Source organism: Lonsdalea britannica, from assembly GCF_946477055.1.
GTDB classification, from domain to species: Bacteria; Pseudomonadota; Gammaproteobacteria; order Enterobacterales; family Enterobacteriaceae; genus Lonsdalea; species Lonsdalea britannica_A.
Genome location: NZ_CAMKXG010000037.1, coordinates 1 through 18,641, shown reverse-complemented (window position 1 = coordinate 18,641; position 18,641 = coordinate 1). Strand labels below are relative to the sequence as shown.

At 54.4% G+C, this 18,641-nt stretch carries 17 protein-coding genes; 4 read left to right on the top strand and 13 right to left on the bottom strand.

All coding sequences use genetic code 11. The features are described 5' to 3' along the window. The 3 genes from Q7O77_RS04585 to Q7O77_RS04575 form a co-directional block, all read right to left on the bottom strand. A partial coding sequence (locus Q7O77_RS04585) for a PTS transporter subunit EIIC (protein WP_304163819.1) occupies positions 1-826 on the bottom strand: 826 nt, incomplete at its 3' end. A 265-nt stretch (positions 827-1,091) separates the two neighbouring features. After that, a complete protein-coding gene (licT, locus tag Q7O77_RS04580; protein ID WP_304163818.1) occupies positions 1,092-1,946 on the bottom strand; it encodes a BglG family transcription antiterminator LicT in 855 nt (284 codons plus the stop codon). A 173-nt stretch (positions 1,947-2,119) separates the two neighbouring features. Next, on the bottom strand, positions 2,120-2,296 hold the full coding sequence (locus Q7O77_RS04575; RefSeq protein ID WP_304163817.1) for a hypothetical protein: 177 nt from the start codon (positions 2,294-2,296) through the stop codon (positions 2,120-2,122). A gap of 297 nt (positions 2,297-2,593) precedes the next feature. On the opposite strand from Q7O77_RS04575, the gene pykF reads away from it, so the two are divergent. Both pykF and Q7O77_RS04565 read left to right on the top strand, forming a co-directional pair. Next, entirely contained in the window at positions 2,594-4,006 is a 1,413-nt protein-coding gene (gene pykF / locus Q7O77_RS04570; protein ID WP_304163816.1) for a pyruvate kinase PykF, read from the top strand. 336 nt (positions 4,007-4,342) lie between these two features. Continuing rightward, entirely contained in the window at positions 4,343-4,579 is a 237-nt protein-coding gene (locus Q7O77_RS04565; RefSeq protein ID WP_026740320.1) for a major outer membrane lipoprotein, read from the top strand. Positions 4,580-4,765: 186 nt separating this feature from the next. Here the strand turns inward: Q7O77_RS04565 and Q7O77_RS04560 are convergent, their stop codons facing one another. From Q7O77_RS04560 to sufA, 7 genes are all read right to left on the bottom strand, one after another. Continuing rightward, the gene (locus Q7O77_RS04560; RefSeq protein ID WP_304163815.1) at positions 4,766-5,770 is read right to left on the bottom strand and encodes a L,D-transpeptidase family protein; all 1,005 of its coding nucleotides are present in this window, start codon (positions 5,768-5,770) and stop codon (positions 4,766-4,768) included. 248 nt (positions 5,771-6,018) lie between these two features. Then, positions 6,019-6,435, bottom strand: a complete 417-nt coding sequence (sufE, locus tag Q7O77_RS04555) for a cysteine desulfuration protein SufE (protein ID WP_304163814.1) — start codon at positions 6,433-6,435, stop codon at positions 6,019-6,021. A 19-nt stretch (positions 6,436-6,454) separates the two neighbouring features. Continuing rightward, positions 6,455-7,681, bottom strand: a complete 1,227-nt coding sequence (gene sufS / locus Q7O77_RS04550; protein ID WP_304163813.1) for a cysteine desulfurase SufS — start codon at positions 7,679-7,681, stop codon at positions 6,455-6,457. Next, the gene (sufD, locus tag Q7O77_RS04545) at positions 7,678-8,973 is read right to left on the bottom strand and encodes a Fe-S cluster assembly protein SufD (protein WP_304163812.1); all 1,296 of its coding nucleotides are present in this window, start codon (positions 8,971-8,973) and stop codon (positions 7,678-7,680) included. Before sufD ends, sufS begins: the two co-directional genes overlap by 4 nt. After that, positions 8,948-9,694, bottom strand: a complete 747-nt coding sequence (gene sufC, locus Q7O77_RS04540; protein WP_304163811.1) for a Fe-S cluster assembly ATPase SufC — start codon at positions 9,692-9,694, stop codon at positions 8,948-8,950. Before sufC ends, sufD begins: the two co-directional genes overlap by 26 nt. Positions 9,695-9,787: 93 nt before the next feature. After that, positions 9,788-11,299, bottom strand: a complete 1,512-nt coding sequence (gene sufB, locus Q7O77_RS04535) for a Fe-S cluster assembly protein SufB (RefSeq protein ID WP_085650833.1) — start codon at positions 11,297-11,299, stop codon at positions 9,788-9,790. A gap of 14 nt (positions 11,300-11,313) precedes the next feature. After that, entirely contained in the window at positions 11,314-11,685 is a 372-nt protein-coding gene (sufA, locus tag Q7O77_RS04530) for a Fe-S cluster assembly scaffold SufA (RefSeq protein ID WP_304163810.1), read from the bottom strand. 419 nt (positions 11,686-12,104) lie between these two features. On the opposite strand from sufA, the gene Q7O77_RS04525 reads away from it, so the two are divergent. Next, positions 12,105-12,506 (top strand): hypothetical protein, encoded by a 402-nt coding sequence (locus Q7O77_RS04525; protein WP_304163809.1) that lies wholly within the window; start codon positions 12,105-12,107, stop codon positions 12,504-12,506. 15 nt (positions 12,507-12,521) lie between these two features. Here the strand turns inward: Q7O77_RS04525 and Q7O77_RS04520 are convergent, their stop codons facing one another. Both Q7O77_RS04520 and Q7O77_RS04515 read right to left on the bottom strand, forming a co-directional pair. Continuing rightward, positions 12,522-12,944, bottom strand: a complete 423-nt coding sequence (locus Q7O77_RS04520; protein WP_304163808.1) for a hotdog fold thioesterase — start codon at positions 12,942-12,944, stop codon at positions 12,522-12,524. Beyond that, positions 12,944-15,997 (bottom strand): FAD-binding and (Fe-S)-binding domain-containing protein, encoded by a 3,054-nt coding sequence (locus Q7O77_RS04515; RefSeq protein WP_304163807.1) that lies wholly within the window; start codon positions 15,995-15,997, stop codon positions 12,944-12,946. Before Q7O77_RS04515 ends, Q7O77_RS04520 begins: the two co-directional genes overlap by 1 nt. A gap of 298 nt (positions 15,998-16,295) precedes the next feature. Between Q7O77_RS04515 and ydiK the strand changes: the two genes are divergently transcribed. Beyond that, a complete protein-coding gene (gene ydiK, locus Q7O77_RS04510) occupies positions 16,296-17,405 on the top strand; it encodes an AI-2E family transporter YdiK (RefSeq protein WP_304163806.1) in 1,110 nt (369 codons plus the stop codon). Positions 17,406-17,909: 504 nt separating this feature from the next. On the opposite strand, the gene Q7O77_RS04505 is transcribed toward ydiK, so the two are convergent. Then, positions 17,910-18,641, bottom strand: a 732-nt coding sequence (locus tag Q7O77_RS04505) for a putative PEP-binding protein (protein WP_304163805.1), incomplete at its 5' end; no start/stop codon positions are given.

Genomic DNA, 18,641 nt, shown 5'->3' with positions numbered 1-18,641 from the left:
GTTCGCTAAGCCAGGTCGCGCAGGGACCGATCACCAGAAAAGTCAGCGGCACCGTAATGCAGACACACAGCAGCGGCGTCAGGAAGTTACGGACGTTGGCATGCAGCAGCGCGCTGAATTTTTTCTCCAGTCTGGACGATACCCAACTGGCGAAAATGATCGGGATGACCGAGGAGCTGTAATTCAAAAACGTAATGGGGATGCCCAGAAAGGTCATTGGCTGATAATCAGCCGACTGCATCGCGTTGAAAGCGGTGATCATCAAGGGATGCACCAGCGTTCCGCCGATGACCATCGTCGTGAACGGATTGCCGCCAAATTTTTTACCCGCGGTATAACCCAGAATCACCGGGAAGAAATAAAACAGCGCATCGCTGGCCGCAAACAAGATTTGATACGTGCCGTGACTTTCGTTCAACCACCCCAGCGCCTGACATAAGGCCAACAGACCTTTGAGTATTCCTGACGCCGCCATGACACCGATGAACGGCGTGAAGATGCCCGCGATGATGTCAATGAAACGGGAAAACAGACTGTCTGATGGGTTCTCCTGCGGCGAGTCGGCGTTGTCGCTGTTTTCCATCCCCGCCGCAGCCACGACGTCACGATAAACGTCGCTGACGTGATTCCCGATCACGACCTGAAACTGACCGCCGCTTTCCACCACCATAATCACGCCGGGATTGTTTTTCAGCGTGGCGGCATCGGCTTTAGCGCTGTCCTTGAGTTTGAAACGCAGGCGAGTGGCGCAATGCAGGACACTGTTGATGTTGTCCCGGCCGCCTACACCCTCAATGATCTCACTGGCTAACATCTTATATTCCATAGGACATTCCTTAGTACGAGGTCACAGCCAGATAACATCCGACATTACTGGCGAGGCTGTTTTTAAGACGAAAAAAAACCTGAATCACTTCCCCGGCGGTCTCATGACGGCTCAGGAAGCGATTCAGGTTTCGCCTGCACTGCCTAATGGCAAATGCAGTAACAATCCAGATTTTGAGTATCAGCTTGCGGCGTTTTCATCATCGCGGCAAGCGACTTTAATTAGCTGACAATTAATTTGTGACGCACAACACTCTTTTAATTTATCACGCCTCCGGCTCTTGTCCGGAAATATCCGCACGCACTCTTTCGATATGAATGGTCAGGAACATCAGCTCCTCTTTCGTCAGAAAGTAATCGTATTGCCGATGAATGTGCGTCTGGATTTTCTCTGCGCAGGCATAGGACTGGGCATACTTCTCCTTCACCACGTCGTGCAAGGATTCGTCATCATTGGAGACCGAGTCATGCCCGACGAGTCGTTGCGCAAAAAATTTGAGATGCGTAACAAACCGGTGATAGCTGAGCGCCTGCTCGTTGTAGTCCACATCCAGGTGATATTTAACGATATTCAGTATCTCCTGCATGACCTTGGTGATGTGGATCACCTCCGGCATTTGGCTGTCGAGCTGCGCATTGACCAGATGCAGCGCGATAAACCCCGCTTCGTCCTCGGGCAAACGGACGCCGAGTCGGCGGTGAATGATCTCCAGCGCCTCCAGCCCTACCGCAAACTCTTTCTGATACAGCCGTTTGATTTCCCAGAGCAAAACGTTGCGAATATCGACGCCCTGCCGATGGCGTTCAATGGCGAAATGACAGTGATCGGTCAACGAGACATAGATGCTGTTTTGCAACTTGCCCGGGAGCTGCTCCCGCGCTAACGCGATGATTTTGTCCGCGGTCGTAAACACCTCCAGCGGTATCCCCTGCAAAATTTCGCTCAGGCGCGAAGTGAGTTCGCTGCTGCGCAGTTCGAAGACTTTTTCAATCAGCGCGTCATCAAGGCGATCGCCAATCTGCTTTTTGAAACCTAGCCCTCGCCCCATCACAACCTGTTCGTTATGGTGTTCATCCAAGACGGTCACGACATTATTATTGAGTATTTTGGCTATTTTCATTTTTACGAACCCTGGAAACAAAAAGACCAGACATCCGCTCTTTTAACCGCGAACATCTGGTCTTGCCTGCCGTGAGCAGTAACAACCCTGGTGCCCATCATCAACCTCCCCTCAGACTCTCTCAATACGCATGGCAAAGAAACGTGACGGAGATCGACACAAAGGTTCAAAAATTACACATTGTTTTCTTTAAGGTCGTGAGGCATAGCGAAAAATGGCGTGGAATCATTACATTGCATTATTTTTATCTGCCAGACAAAATGACTGCAGAGAGATTGCGCAACGCCATCGCGCAAAAATGAAAAATCGCCTATTTTTTTGCGTAAACGCACTAAAATATAGGTTATCATACTGCCTCACCGCTTGTTTCTCATCACTCAGCAACTATAATACGGGCGTTGTCTTATTGAATGGTTTCAGCAAACTACCGTGCCAAGATTAATAACAAGTTTTAAAACGGTATTACCTCGTTTCATCCACTCTTTTAGGATGATATCTGACCATGAGTGCCTTCAAAATTTCGGTTGCTGTCACTATCTGCACTCAACGCGTTCTGTCCCTTTTTTCAGCCAATCCCTATCGGGGGTTAGCATCCATAACCACCGGTTCCCATTTTTATCCATCACAACTTGTAGAAATTAACCGTTATGAAAAAGACCAAAATCGTTTGTACTATCGGCCCTAAAACTGAGTCCGAGGAAATGCTGGCCAAGCTGTTGAACGCAGGCATGAACGTTATGCGCCTGAACTTTTCTCACGGTGACTACGCCGAACACGGTCAACGCATCACGAACCTGCGCGCTATCATGCAGAAAACCGGGCAGAAAGCCGCTATCCTGCTGGACACCAAAGGCCCAGAAATCCGTACCATGAAGCTGGAAAACGGCGCTGACGTTTCTCTGTCTGCCGGCCAGTCCTTCACCTTCACGACCGACCAGAGCGTCATCGGTAACAAAGATCGCGTAGCAGTTACCTATGCTGGATTCCCGGAAGACCTGAGCGTCGGTAACACGGTACTGGTAGACGATGGTCTGATCGGTATGGAAGTGACTGCCATCAACGGTGCTGAAGTCGTGTGTAAAGTACTGAACAACGGCGACCTGGGCGAAAACAAAGGCGTTAACCTGCCGGGCGTTTCCATCCAGCTGCCGGCTCTGGCAGAAAAAGACAAACGCGACCTGATCTTCGGTTGCGAACAGGGTGTGGATTTCGTTGCCGCTTCCTTTATCCGTAAACGTTCTGACGTTGAAGACATCCGCGCTCACCTGAAACAGCACGGCGGCGAACACATTCAGATCATCTCCAAAATCGAAAACCAGGAAGGTCTGAACAACTTCGACGAAATCCTGGAAGCGTCCGACGGCATCATGGTTGCTCGTGGCGACCTGGGCGTAGAAATCCCGGTTGAAGAAGTGATCTTCGCTCAGAAAATGATGATCGAAAAATGTAACCAGGCGCGTAAAGTCGTTATCACCGCGACTCAGATGCTGGATTCCATGATCAAAAACCCGCGTCCGACCCGTGCGGAAGCCGGTGACGTTGCCAACGCCATCATCGACGGCACCGACGCCGTTATGCTGTCTGGCGAAAGCGCCAAGGGTAAATACCCGCTGGAAGCCGTTAGCATCATGGCCACCATCTGCGAACGTACTGACAAAGTGATGAAACCGCGTCTGGAACGCGCTGCCAACACAGGTCGCCTGCGCATCACTGAAGCCGTCTGCCGCGGTGCGGTTGAAACTGCAGAAAAACTGGAAGCTCCGCTGATCGTTGTAGCCACCAGCGGTGGTAAATCCGCCAAGTCCATCCGTAAATACTTCCCGGATGCACGCATTCTGGCGCTGACCACCAATGAAGTGACCGCTCGTCAGCTGATTCTGACCAAAGGCGTAGAAACGCTGGTAGTGAAAGAAATCGCTTCTACCGACGACTTCTACCGCATTGGTAAAGACGCCGCGCTGGAAAGCGGTTTTGCCAAAGCTGGCGACGTAGTGGTTATGGTTTCTGGCGCTCTGGTACCGAGCGGCACCACCAACACTGCTTCCGTACATCGTCTGTAATACGCCACGGCGAAAAGTCATTCGATAAAGATCAAAGCGCCCCTCGGGGCGCTTTTTTTATGGGGGACTTTATTTTACTTTTCTCTGCGATTCAGGCAGAGGTCCTTCCAGTCAGTTATGCTAAAAAGACATATCAGTTAACACTTATTCAGAGTAATCTGATAAAACTCGCCTGTTTTCCTTACTTTTTTTGTCTCCAAAATAAAAGGCGCTGCTTCTTTGAGCGAACAATCCAAATTAAGCGTGTTCTCATCAAAAATTTATTCTCATTAGAAAAAAGTTTGTGTAATACTTGTATCGCTACATGGAGATTAACTCAATTAGAGGGTATTAATAATGAATCGTACTAAACTGGTACTGGGCGCGGTAATTCTGGGTTCTACTCTGCTGGCTGGCTGTTCTAGCAATGCTAAAATCGATCAACTGTCTTCTGACGTTCAGACTCTGAACAGCAAAGTTGATCAGCTGTCCAACGATGTAACCGCAATCCGCTCTGACGTACAGGCTGCTAAAGATGACGCAGCTCGTGCTAACCAGCGTCTGGATAACCAGGTTCGCACTTACAAAAAGTAATCGAATCTGTGAAATGAAAAATGGCGCACATTGTGCGCCATTTTTTTGTCTGAAATAAACCTCGCTGCCGCTTATTTCTCGGCACACCCTGCTCTGCTTAACGCCGCCAGAACCCCTACGTCCTGAGATATTCTGCCTGTTCCGACGACGTCACTTTCTGTTAGCCAACAATGCCTGCCGATGCTGTTACGGCTGCTGTGACGCTGAAGCGTTTACACTCGTCACTGGCGCGGCGGCTTCTTCGGCTGTCTGCTGAGCCGGAATCGGTTGACCTGTATTCACCAACACGGGCATGCCAGAACGACGCACAATGGCGCTATCGACAACCGCTTTGTTTGTCTCTTCATTATTGATGAAGCCTTTCACTTTCTTGCTAAGCGCAATGGGCATCGTCTGCGGGTCATCTTTATCAGTACGAGACAACGGCTGGTGAACTTCGATATAGCGTTTTCCATCAGGTTCTACGGCGACTTTTATCGGTTCGTTGACCACCTGTACCCGCGTTCCCGGCTCTACCGCATTGAATAGGGCTTCAATATCATCCGCCCGCAAACGAATACAGCCGGAGCTGACACGCATGCCGATGCCAAAATTCGCATTGGTGCCGTGAATCAGGTAAACACCGCCGCTCTTCGCCATACGCATCGCAAACAGCCCCATCGGGTTATCCGGTCCCGCAGGAACGACGGCAGGCAGGTCGATGCCCTGCTCTTTATAGTGCTTGCGGATATTCGGCGTCGGCGTCCAGGTCGGATTCGGGTGTTTGGAGATAATGGTCGTGGTCATGACCGGCGTGTTTCGCCCCAGTTGACCGATACCAATAGGATAAACGATCACCGTATTTTGACCTTTGGGATAATAGAACATCCGCAACTCAGCCAGGTTGATGACGATGCCCTCGCGCGGGGTATCCGGCAGCAGGATTTGGGTGGGGATGGTGAGCGTGGTGTCAGGCTTGGGGAGATAAGGATCGGTACCGGGATTCGCTTCCAACATCCCTAACAGACCTATCTTGTAATCAGAGGCAATCGCCTCCAGAGAACGACCATCGTGTGGAACCACATAGGTCGTGTTTTCACCGATTAGACGGCTATCCGGCGGCGGCAGCGGATATTCCGTCGCTTGCCCCGCTGGCATGCCGCCGATATACGACGCCAGAAGCAGCCCCATTAACGTCAACGCGCGTTTCATCATCAGTTCCCTATTCTTGCGGCTTGAATATTGTGACCCATGAGGTTGTAGCGAAAATGCCCGTACAGCCCCATAGATCGCTTGTCGGACTATTTTGAATTGAATTGTTTAACATTCAGTTTGTTGCAAAGCGAATATTAAGAATAAGAGCAGATCTCCCGCAGATCCACGGGCGAACTCTGAAAGCATGCAGGGAGTCAGGAGAGAACGGCGTCAGCGCAGTGCCAACGCCGCCCGGAAGAAAGCGATCAGGCCAGCTCGGCAGCCCGGCTGCGGATCGCGCGCAGCATCGCTTCCAGCCCTTGCGAACGCGAAGGGGTCAGGTGCTGGGTCAACGCCAGTTCCTGGAAAAACGGTCGAACATCCAGCGCAACGATGTCTTGCGGCGTCATCTGCTGATACAGGCTGAAAACGACGGCGATAAGGCCTTTGACAATCGCCGCGTCGCTGTCGCCCTGCAACACAACGCGTCCCTGTTCATCCAGCGTCACCACGATCCAGACCTGACTCTGACAGCCATTAACACGGTTGTCCTCCTGTCGCAGATCGTCGCTCAGCGGCTCCAGACGGGCTCCCAGCTCCATGATGTAAAGATACTTTTCTTCCCAGTTGTGACAGCGAGAGAAATTGCGTACCAGTTTCTGCGGCTCCGGCAGACTTGCCATAATATCCTCCGCGGTTAACTTAACCGCCTAATAAACCATGAATACGTTGTAGCCCGGCGACCAGCCGGTCGATATCTTCACGCTGCGTGTAAACGGCCAGAGATGCACGGCACATGCTGGAAACACCGTAGTGTTCCATTAACGGCATGGCGCAGTGGTGGCCGGTACGAATGGCGATGCCGTACTGATCCAGGAAACTCCCCACATCGTAGGCGTGATGCTGACCGAGGTTGAAGGCAATCACGCCCTGGCGCTGTTCCGGACCGTACATGACGATCGTCGGCACCGTCTTGAGCGCGGACACCGCATATTGCATCAGGTCGGTTTCGTAGCGGTGGATCGCTTCGCGCCCAATCGCCGAGACGTAATCCAACGCGGCACCCAACCCCATAATACCGGCGGTATTGGGAGAGCCAGCTTCGAAACGCCAGGGCGCATCGGCGTAGGTCGTACCTTTGGTAAGACTGACCTCGCGGATCATCGAGCCTCCGCCTTCCCACGGCGGCATAGCCTGTAGCAACGCATGCTTGGCATACAATACGCCGATCCCCGAAGGTCCATAGATTTTATGGCCGGAGAACGCGTAAAAGTCACAGTTCAACGCCTGCACATCGACAGGCTCATGCATGATGGCCTGCGCCCCGTCCAGCAGCACCTTCGCGCCGACGCTGTGCGCCAGACGAACGATATCCTGCACCGGGTTGACGGTTCCCAGCACGTTCGAAATGTGCGCAACCGAGACTAGTCGCGTACGTTCATCCAACAACGTCGGCAGCAAGACGACATCGAGCTCGCCGTCGGCCGTCAGCGGCAGAACGCGAATTTCGATACCGTGAGTTTGCGCCAGCATCTGCCACGGAACGATGTTGGCATGGTGTTCCATGCCGGTGATCACCACGTTGTCGCCGGGCTGCATGAAGGTCCGCCCGTAGCTGTTGGCGACCAGATTGATGGCTTCCGTCGTCCCGCGGACGAAGACGATCTCTTCCGCAGACTCGGCGTTGAGGAATGATGCCGTCAGCGTACGGACGTCTTCCATCGCGGTCGTCGCCTGAGCGCTTAACGTGTGAATGCCGCGGTGTACCGCGGCATACTCGTTCTGATAAAAATTCAGCTCACGGTCAATGACCGCCTGCGGCTTTTGCGAACTGGCCGCGCTGTCCAGATAGACCAGCGACTGGCCGTTGACTTCCTGTTTCAGGATGGGGAAATCCGCCCGGACGCGTTCTATCGGGTAATCACTCATTGCTGACCTCCCGCGGCGCCAATCAGGCGTTCCGCTATGCGTTTGATCACGACGTCGCGCAGGGCGTCGTCAGAGATCGCTTCCGTCAGTTCGGCGGCAAAAGCGAAGATAATCATTTGCTGCGCGTCTTCGCCGCTGATGCCGCGAGCGCGCAGGTAAAACAGCTGTTCGTCGTCGATACGGCCAACCGTTGCGCCGTGGCTACATTTGACATCGTCAGCATAGATTTCCAGCTGCGGCTTGGTGTCCACTTCCGACAGACGCCCCAGCAACAGGTTATTGTTGGTCATCTTACCGTCGGTTTTCAGCGCATGCGGGGCAACCTTGATCATGCCATTGAACACGGCCTTCGCGCGATCGCGCACGATCGTTTTATGCAGCTGACGGCTTTCGCCGTGGCCCTGATTGTGTTCCAGATAGGTCCGCGTGTCGCACACTTCGCTGCCGCGCGGCAAGATCAGGCTATTGATGGTCAGGTTAGCCCCTTCGCCGTTCATCTGCGCGCTGGTCTGATGACGGGTCAGCCCCGCCCCCAGCAAGAAGCTGTGGCTGGAGACACGCGCCGAGCGCGCCATCCGCACATCATTGTGCGCAAAGTGGTAGCCTGCGGCCGCTTCAAACGCCAGCTTATAGTGCGTGACGTCGCTGTTTTCACCCGCGTCCACAGTCAAACGAGCACCGCTGAAATGCGCGGCCTCATCCAGACTGACATAGTGTTCGATCACCGTGGCGGCGGCGTTGGCGCCAACCTGCAGATCGTGGCGATGATGAACCGTGTTCAACATCGCGCCGTCGCCAGAGCTGATATGCAGCAAATACAACGGCTTTTCAGCCTGTACGCCAGCGGCGAGGCGGATCTGCATCCGCTCGGCGGCCAGACTTTCCGTCAGGTGCAAGAAGACATCCGGCTGGATAGGCGCGGCCAGCGGCAGTGACGCAGAGGACGCCGCCACTTCCACCTGATAAGGCCCCCAGTCGGCGTCGCTGAGTTCGGGACTCAGGCGGCCGTCGACGAACACCAACCGCCAGGCATCGAGCGGTAGTGACAACGCATCGCGCTGTGCCACATCGACCGTTCGCGCTGCGGGTTCGGTGAACTCGTGACCGAGCAGGCCGTCCAGCGGCGTATATTTCCAGTGCTCCTGACGACGATTCGGTACGCCCAGCTGCAGCACCTGCTGCCAGTGTTTACCCGCCTCTTCGGAGCGAGCATCGACGCTGTCGAACAACCGCTGCCACTGCTGCAGCGCCTGCGTCTCTTTCGTATTACTGTTGGTCGGTAAGCCAGCCATAGCCCTGCTCCTCCAACTGTTTAACCAAAGTGAAGTCGCCGGATTTCACAATTCGGCCCTGATACAGCACGTGAACAAAGTCCGGCTTGATGTAGTCCAGAATACGCTGGTAGTGGGTGACGATGATGAACGAACGCTTTTCGTTACGCAGCGTGTTGACGCCGTTGGACACGATTTTCAGCGCATCGATATCCAGACCGGAGTCGGTTTCATCCAGGATGCACAGGTCGGGTTCCAGCGCGGCCATCTGCAGGATATCGTTACGTTTTTTCTCGCCGCCGGAGAAACCCACGTTGACCGAACGGGTCAGCAGGTCGGCTGGCATATTCAGCAGTTTGATCTTTTCTTCGATGAAGTCTTCGAAGTCAAAGCGATCCAGCGGTTCCTGCTGACGATACTGGCGAACGGCATTAACTGCGGTCTGTAAAAAGAATTGGTTGCTGACGCCCGGGATTTCGACCGGGTACTGGAACGCCATGAAAATGCCTTCGCCTGCACGATCTTCCGGCGCCAGCTCCAGCAAATCTTTGCCTTTGAACGTGACAGAACCGGACGTCACTTCGTAGTCTTCGCGTCCGGCCAACGTCGCGGACAGCGTGCTTTTACCGGAGCCGTTCGGCCCCATGATGGCATGGACTTCGCCAGGTTTGATTTGAAGATTCAGCCCTTTGATAATTTCTTTTTCTTCGACACTGACTCTTAAATTTTCAATATTCAACATACTTTATCCTTCAGACGCCTTTGCCGCAGGCGCTCGTCTTATAGGCACCGGAGTGCGTGTGTTAAATAGGTGACATTGTCACTTTTACAGCGGTTAGCCCACGCTATGCTCAAGGCTGATGGCCAGCAGCTTCTGGGCTTCCACCGCAAACTCCAGCGGCAGTTCGGAGAAGACATCTTTACAGAAACCGTTAACAATCATTGAAATAGCATCATCTTCGCTGATACCACGTTGCAAACAGTAGAACAGCTGGTCTTCACCAATTCGAGACGTGGTCGCCTCATGCTCCAGCTGTGCCGTATTATTTTTCACTTCAACGTACGGGAACGTGTGCGCGCCGCATTCGCTACCGATCAGCATCGAGTCGCACTGGGTAAAGTTACGAGCATTGGTCGCGGTCGGCATGATCTTCACCAGTCCGCGATAGGTGTTCTCGCTGCTGCCCGCCGAAATCCCTTTCGAGATAATGGTGGAGCGGGTGTTTTTCCCGATGTGGATCATCTTGGTGCCGGTGTCGGCCTGCTGATGACCGCTGGTCAGCGCCACAGAGAAGAACTCACCGACCGAGTTGTCACCACGCAACACCACGCTCGGGTATTTCCAGGTGATGGCGGAGCCGGTCTCAGACTGCGTCCAGGACATTTTTGAACTTTCCCCGGCACACAGCGCGCGCTTGGTCACAAAGTTCAAAATCCCGCCTTCGCTGTCTTTACCCGCGAACCAGTTCTGCACGGTGGAATACTTCACTTCCGCACGATTGTTGATGATCACCTCTACGACAGCGGCATGCAGCTGATAGCTGTCACGCACCGGAGCGGAACACCCTTCGATGTAACTGACGTAGCTATCGTCGTCCGCGATCAGGATCGTACGTTCAAACTGACCGGTTTTCGCCGCGTTGATACGGAAGTAGGTTGACAGCTCCATCGGACAGCGCACCCCTTTCGGGATGTAGACGAACGTGCCGTCGGAAGCCACAGCGGCGTTCAACGCGGCAAAGAAGTTGTCGTTGGACGGCACGACGGTGCCCAGATATTTACGCACCAGATCCGGGTGTTCCTGAATCGCTTCGCTGAATGAGCAGAAAATCACGCCGTGTTTCGCCAGCTCATGACGATAGGTGGTGGCGACGGAGACAGAATCGAAGATAGCATCGACGGCCACTTTTTTGCCTTCGCGCACCGGCACGCCGAGCTGATCAAACGCCTTTTCGACTTCGGTCGTCAGGTAGTTCTGTTCATGCAACGTGCTGGCGCCGTCTTCACCGGACTGCTGCACCGCGCCGGGCTGCGATCCGCAGGTGTCGTCGCACTGCCCGCAGGATGGCGCGGAATAATAGCTGTAGTCCTGATAATCAAGCTTGTCGTAATGCGCCTTCAGCCAGTGCGGTTCTTCCATTTCCAGCCACGCGCGGAAAGCGTTGAGACGGAACTCAAGCATCCATTCGGGTTCGTTACGCTTGGCGGAAATCGCCCGCACCACTTGTTCATTAATCCCTCTGGCCAGCTCATCCGTCGCCAGTTCGGTGAAGAAGCCCTCTTTATAGCGGCCGTCGCCGAGCCAGATCTGTACATCATCGGATACATCTACGTTACTACGCGCCATAATAGTGTCGCCGCTTAGAGCCCAAAGCTCTCACCACACCCGCAGGCGTGTTGAGCTTTGGGGTTGTTAAATTTAAACACCTGATTCAACCCTTCATGGACGTAGTCCACTTCAGTGCCGTCGATAAAAGGCATTGCCTTGAGAGGAACGTAAAGACGGGCGCCGTCGCGCTGAAACACTTGCTCGTCAGCATCAGGCTGTTTGACCATATCCAACACGTAGCCGAAGCCCGCGCATCCCGACTGTTTCACGCTCAGTCGTAGTCCCTGCACTTCGGAATCCTGTTGCATGAGTCGTACAATATGGGCCGCTGCACTTTCAGTCAGCGTGAGTCCCTGCCAGACATTTTCGTCCAGTGAAAAAGTCTCTACATTTTGCGATTGCATGGGAATTACCTCGTCTCTCCAAATTTTCCGCTTTTAGCGGATCTGCCCTAATGGTAGTGATAATAGTGAGGGGGCTTCAACCTCGTGATTTCTAGGGCTATACGGCACCGCGACGTAAAATCTCGGTTTTTTTAACCTCCCCGAATACGTTCGGGGGCGATTTACGGGGCGCCGTTTATTCTAACCATATGAAATAAAACAACAATAATTGAAGTCAATGTGGTCGCGCCGATGGATTATTCAACATTTTATTATCATTAGTATAACATCTATCGCTGAAACCTATTTTATAAACAGGAGGAATCAGCCACTATTTTCCCCCTATTTTTAGCTTTTTGCTGCTATTTACTTCTCAACCATTGCATGTCACTTTGAGGGAAAATATGATAACGATTATCATTTAACAAAGGATTGACCCCATGTTTCCTTTCAATGCCTGGCTGCAATCCCATATCGATGACTACCGTGCGTCACTGCGTGACGCCACGATGGAAATGTATATGGCAGAAGTGAATCTGGATAATCCCGACAGCAATATCACCCATATTCGAGGTTATTACCTGTCCGGTATGAGGATGGTGGAACTGAGCCAGCGTTACGGCGATGACGACAGCTATCTGCTGACGCTAATCAAAATGCATCACCGGCTCATTCGAGAGATCAACAACCCGCAACGCTGTCATCTGTGCCGACTGCAGAGCTATCATTTCGGCCGACAGACGCTACAGCTGATCTGCAATCAATTCAGCCAGCAAGGCTGCTGGCAAAAAGTCACTGCGTTTCAGGCCGACTTCGCGAAGCGCGTCGCGTTTATGCCCTAGGACGAACGCAGCGCCTCACCCATCGGGTGTGATGACCGCCGTCGTCAAGCGCGACGTGCAGCACAGGCGATCATCGGGATCGTAGATGTCGATTTGCCACACCTGATGGCGTTTACCGACATGCAACGCCCGGCAGACGCCACGAACCTCGCCTTCGCCGACGCCCCGCAGGTGATTGGCGTTAATTTCCACCCCCACCACCTGCTGGTCGTCCTGCGAACACAAATAGCCCGCGACGGACCCCAATGATTCCGCCAGCGTCACGGACGCCCCGCCGTGCAGTCGGCCAAAGGGTTGTCGCGTCCGTTTATCAACCGGCATCACGCCTTCCAGCGTATCATCGGTAATGCGGGTAAACCGGATACCGAGATGACCCACCATGCAGTGGGCCGCCCGCTGATTGAGCTGTTCCAGATCGCACTCTCGTTTCCACAACATCACACGAGCTCCAGCAACGCCTGTAAGGGGTGCTTGAAGGGCTGCCCTTCAATCCGTTTCACCTGGCTGCGGCAGGAGTATCCCGTCGTCAGACAACGCTGTTGCGGCAGTTTTTCCAACGCTGGCTGCCAGGAGAGCGCATAAATCTTTTTGGAGTTATCCAGGTTAGGCGCTTCGTGGCCATAGGTTCCCGCCATCCCGCAGCAGCCGACGCTGACGTTTTCCAATTTGGCGCCGAAGCGCGCGAAGATGCGGCTCCACTGCTGGGTGCTCGTCGGCAGCGCGGTGGCTTCCGTACAGTGACCGAACAGGTACCACGGCTCGCCTGCCTGATCTCGGTCCGTGCCTTCTGGCAACGCGTTCACCAGCCACTCATGCACCAGCTGTACCTTGAAGTCGCCGCGTTGGTCGCCCAGCGCTTCGCGATATTCGTCGCGGTAGCACAGCACCAACGCCGGATCGACGCCGACCATCGGCAGTCCGAGATCCGCCACGCGGTTAAGGAAGTCCGAGGTTTTACGCGCCGTGCGGGCAAAGCGGGTCAGGAATCCTTTGATGTGCTGCGCCTTACCGTTGGGCGAAAACGGCACCAGCACCGGTTTGAAATGCAGCTTTTCGACCAGCTTGACGAAATCCGCCACCACTTTGGCATCGTAATAACTGGTGAACGGGTCCTGCACAATCAGCACATAGTCGGCGCGCGCCTGCGGGGAAAGCTGTTCCAACTGTTCCAGCGTGGTCGTCATCGCCGGATGCCCCGCGAACTGTTGACTCAATGAGGGGGAAGACAGCAGCGGCAGATCGACCATGCCGATCAATTTACGGCTGAGGTCGCCGACCCACGGCTGTTTAAGGAAAAAGTTAAACGTTTTCGGCGCTTTCGCCATCAGCGGCGCATAGCTCTCTACGCCCGCGACCAGATAGTCGCGCGCCGGACGCAGATAGCGCGTGTGATACAGCTGCAAGAAACGCGAACGGAAGCTCGGCACGTCGATCTTGATCGGACACTGCGTCGAGCAGGCCTTACAGGCCAGACAACCGGACATAGCCTCTTTCACTTCGTGCGAAAAATCATAGTGACCCTGACGCGCCTGCCAGCTGTTGCGCGTCTTCTGCACCAGCGTACGGAAGCTGATGCGTTGCTCCGGCAAACGGTTTTCCAGCGCCAGCGGATCCACGCCCTGCTCCGCCAACAGCCGTAGCCACTCACGCACCAGCGAAGCGCGGCCTTTGGGCGAATGAATCCGATTACCGGTCACCTTCATTGACGGACACATCGGGCTGCGCGCATCGAAGTTGAAGCACAGACCGTTGCCGTTACACTCCATCGCACCGCGGAAAGAGGTGCGCACCGCCAGCGGAATGCGGCGATCATAGGTGCCACGTTTGACCGCATCGACCTTCATCATCGGCGTATCGACATCCATCGGCGCGCAAATTTTTCCCGGATTGAGGCGGTTGTGTGGGTCGAAAGCGGTTTTAACACGGCGCAGTTCTTCATACAGTTCAGGGCCGAAAAAGGCCGGGCTGTACTCGGCGCGAAAGCCTTTGCCGTGCTCTCCCCAGAGCAGCCCGCCGTATTTGGCGGTCAACGCCACAATCTGATCTGAGAGCTGTTTCATCAACATCTCTTGCTGTGGATCGCACATATCCAGCGCAGGACGAACATGTAGCACGCCCGCGTCCACATGGCCGAACATGCCGTAGCTCAGCTTATGGCTGTCCAATAGCGCCCGGAACTCGGCGATATAGTCCGCCAGATGCTGGGGCGGCACGCAGGTATCCTCGGCGAACGGGATCGGCTTGGCCTGCCCTTTGCTGTTGCCCAGCAGACCAACTGCTTTTTTTCGCATGCCGTAGATCCGCTCGATACCCGCCAGATCGTGACACAGCTGATACCCGATGACGCCCTCTTCACGCTTCGCCAGTAAAGCGTCGAGCCGCTGACACAGCGACCCAATGCGCTCATCGATCAGGGCTTCATCGTCTCCGGCAAACTCAACGATATTCAGCCCCAGCATTTCCTGCCCGGGGACATCGGTGATCAGTTCGCTGACGGAATGCCAGACAATGTCCTCGCGCGCCAGATTCAGTACCTTGGAGTCGACCGTTTCTACGGACAAGGCCTTCGCTTCCACCATAAAAGGCGCGTTGCGCAGCGCGGAGTCGAACGAGTCGTACTTCACGTTCACCAGCCGACGGATTTTCGGCAGCCGCGTAATATCCAGCTTGGCTTCGGTAATGAAGGCCAGAGAGCCTTCCGAGCCGGTCAAAATGCGCGTGAGGTCGAAGGTCTGCAAATCATCGCTGAACACATGGCGGAGATCGTATCCGGTCAGGAATCGATTCAGCTTGGGAAACTTGTCGACAATCAGCGAGCGCTGTTCGCGGCAACGGTTAAGAACGGTGTGGTATATCCGCCCGACCGGCGACGGCTCCTCGGCCAGTTGCTCGGCCAAGGTGACCGGCATGGCCTGCGTGTCCAACATCTCCCCGCCTAACAGCACGGCCCTAACGCCCAAAACGTGGTCAGACGTTTTGCCATACATCAGGGAACCCTGCCCGGAGGCGTCCGTATTAATCATCCCGCCCAACGTCGCGCGGTTGCTGGTGGACAGCTCCGGCGCAAAGAAATAGCCGTACGGTTTGAGATACTGATTGAGCTGATCTTTAATGACGCCAGCTTCGACGCGCACCCACCCCTGCTCGGGATTGATCTCAAGAATCCGGTTCATGTAGCGCGACATATCCACCACGATACCCCGGTTCAGAGCCTGTCCGTTGGTGCCGGTGCCGCCGCCGCGCGGGGTGAAGGTGATAGAGGAGAATTCCGTTTCGCCCGCCAGCCTCGCCAACAACGCGACATCGGCGGTAGAGCGGGGGAAAACCACGGCATCCGGCAACAGTTGGTAAATGCTGTTGTCAGTCGCCATAGTCAGGCGGTCTGCGTAGTGGGTGGCGGTATCGCCCGTGAATCCGTGTTGTTTTAATGCTTCCAAAAAGTCGAGCACCGGCTGAACGAGGCCTGGTGCCTGAGTGATCTGTGGGATCATTATGGTTGACCCTGTCTGTAGAATAGTGTTTGCAAAAACAGTGATAGAATTATACGCATGGCGCTTCATTTCCCGGCGCCGCACAATTTTTGTTTTATCACATTTCATGCCGGGGCGCGCCTCCGTAACGATAAAAACTTAAGGGGAACACCTCCTCTTCGGCGCGGGCCGTACGATCATGACTGAACGCCCCAGCCACAGTAAATGCAGCATGTTAGCTTTTTTACCGCTATTATCGTTCCCGCTGACAAGGCCTAACGTCAGTCGATAAGACATTCGCTCACAGAGGTAATATTCGTTGATGGAACACTCTCAGTCACCGCGTTTCGACCTTGCTACAATGCTATTCACGCTCTTGTTCATTGCCATAATGATCATTGCCTGCTTTTGGGTTATTCAGCCTTTTATTCTGGGCTTTGCCTGGGCGAGCATGGTGGTCATCGCCACCTGGCCGCTGTTGATACGCCTGCAGAAACTGCTCTGGGGTCGTCGTTCGCTGGCGGTCGTCGCCATGACGCTGCTCCTGGTTCTGCTCTTTGTCATCCCCACGTCTATTCTGGTCAGCAGCGTTATCGATAACTCTTCGACGTTAATCGGCTGGGCTTCTTCTCAGGAGCACATGGCGCCGCCTACGCTGGAATGGCTGAAGTCCGTTCCGATGGTCGGTGAAAAACTGTATAGCAGCTGGCAGACGCTGATCCACAGCGGCGGCAGCGCCCTGATGTCAAAGGTTCAACCTTATGTCGGGAAAACCGCGACCTGGGTGGTGGCGCAGGCAGCACACGTCGGTCGCTTCCTGATGCATTGCGCCCTGATGGTGCTGTTCAGCGTATTGCTGTATAGCAAAGGCGATCAGGTGGCCTACGGCGTACGTCGACTGGCCATACGGTTAGGACAAGAGCGCGGCGATGCGGCGGTGATCCTGGCCGCGCAGGCCATCCGCGCCGTGGCGCTGGGCGTCGTCGTGACGGCGATCGTGCAATCCGTGCTCGGCGGAATAGGCCTGACTATCGCTGGCATCCCCTACACGACGCTGCTTACCGTGCTGATGTTCCTGTGCTGCGTCGCCCAGCTCGGTCCGTTGCCTGTTCTGATCCCCGCCATCATTTGGCTGTACTGGACGGGCGACACCACGTGGGGCACCGTGCTGCTGGTTTGGAGCGGCGTTGTCGCCACGCTGGATAACGTCATTAGACCCATATTGATTCGGATGGGCGCCGATTTGCCGCTGCTGCTGATCCTGTCCGGCGTCATCGGCGGCCTGCTGGCGTTCGGCATGATTGGGCTCTTCATTGGCCCGGTCGTGTTGGCGGTGTCTTATCGTTTGCTCTCCGCCTGGATGCAGGATACCCCGGAACCGCCGTCAATGTCCGACGTGCATGTCGATCCTAAAAGCACCCGGTTATAACCCACCGTCGCCTCCTGTCTGACGAAATTCACCGAGGCATTTTCGGCCTCGGTGAATAAGTAATAATTAAGAGAAACTAACCTATTTAGGATAACTCCGATTTAACCCACTTCACTGGCATTTCGTAAATCCTTCCCTATAAGGAAATATCAGCAACTGAACTGTGTAACTAAAAAAAATCGTTAAAAAACAATTAACCATTAGGATGATTCTTAATGACGAATTCAGCCCGAGTTCATACTATGAATGTCGAAGCTAGTGTTGAAGTAACATCTGTCCGGAGGTTTCCTCCTCGTCAGAGCCAGTAACGAATTGCTGTGTGTAGTCTTTGCCCATCCCCTGTGATGGGCTTTTTTTTTGCTCGCTAATAATGCGTGGTCATCAAGCAAAATACCGCCGTTCCGGCCATAAAAAACGCCCGCGACAACCACGTTGCCTGCGGGCGTTTTTTTATCGCGACGATACCGGAGCGATATCGACACAGCTACATCAGTTTGACTCTCGTTAGCGAATTTCCGCCAGACTCAGCCAGGTTTGCACCACGGTATCCGGATTTAATGACAGGCTATCAATCCCCTGATCCATCAACCATGCGGCAAAATCTTCGTGATCTGACGGTCCCTGCCCACAAATGCCGACGTATTTTCCCTGCGCTTTGGCGGCTTTGATCGCCATCGCCAGCAGTATTTTTACCGACTCATTGCGTTCATCGAACAACGCCGATACCACGCCGGAGTCGCGATCCAAGCCCAAGGTCAGCTGCGTCATGTCGTTCGAACCAATCGAGAATCCATCGAAGTGCTGCAGGAACGCTTCAGCTTGCAAGGCATTGGACGGAATTTCGCACATCATGATGATTTTCAATCCTTTTTCGCCTCGGCGTAACCCTTGAGCCGCCAGCTCCTCCACCACGGCTTCCGCCTGTTCCACGGTACGGACGAAGGGGATCATGATCTCGACGTTGGTCAGTCCCATCACATCGCGCACGCGCTTGACCGCTTCACACTCCAGTGCAAAACAGTCACGGAAGTCAGGCGACACGTAGCGGCCCGCGCCACGGAATCCCAGCATGGGATTCTCTTCGTCCGGCTCATAGCGTTCGCCGCCGACTAAATTGGCGTATTCGTTAGATTTGAAGTCCGAGAGTCGCACAATGACGCGTTTCGGCCAGAAGGCGCTGGCCAACGTGGCGATCCCTTCCTTCAGGCGTTCGATATAGAACTCGACCGGATCGTC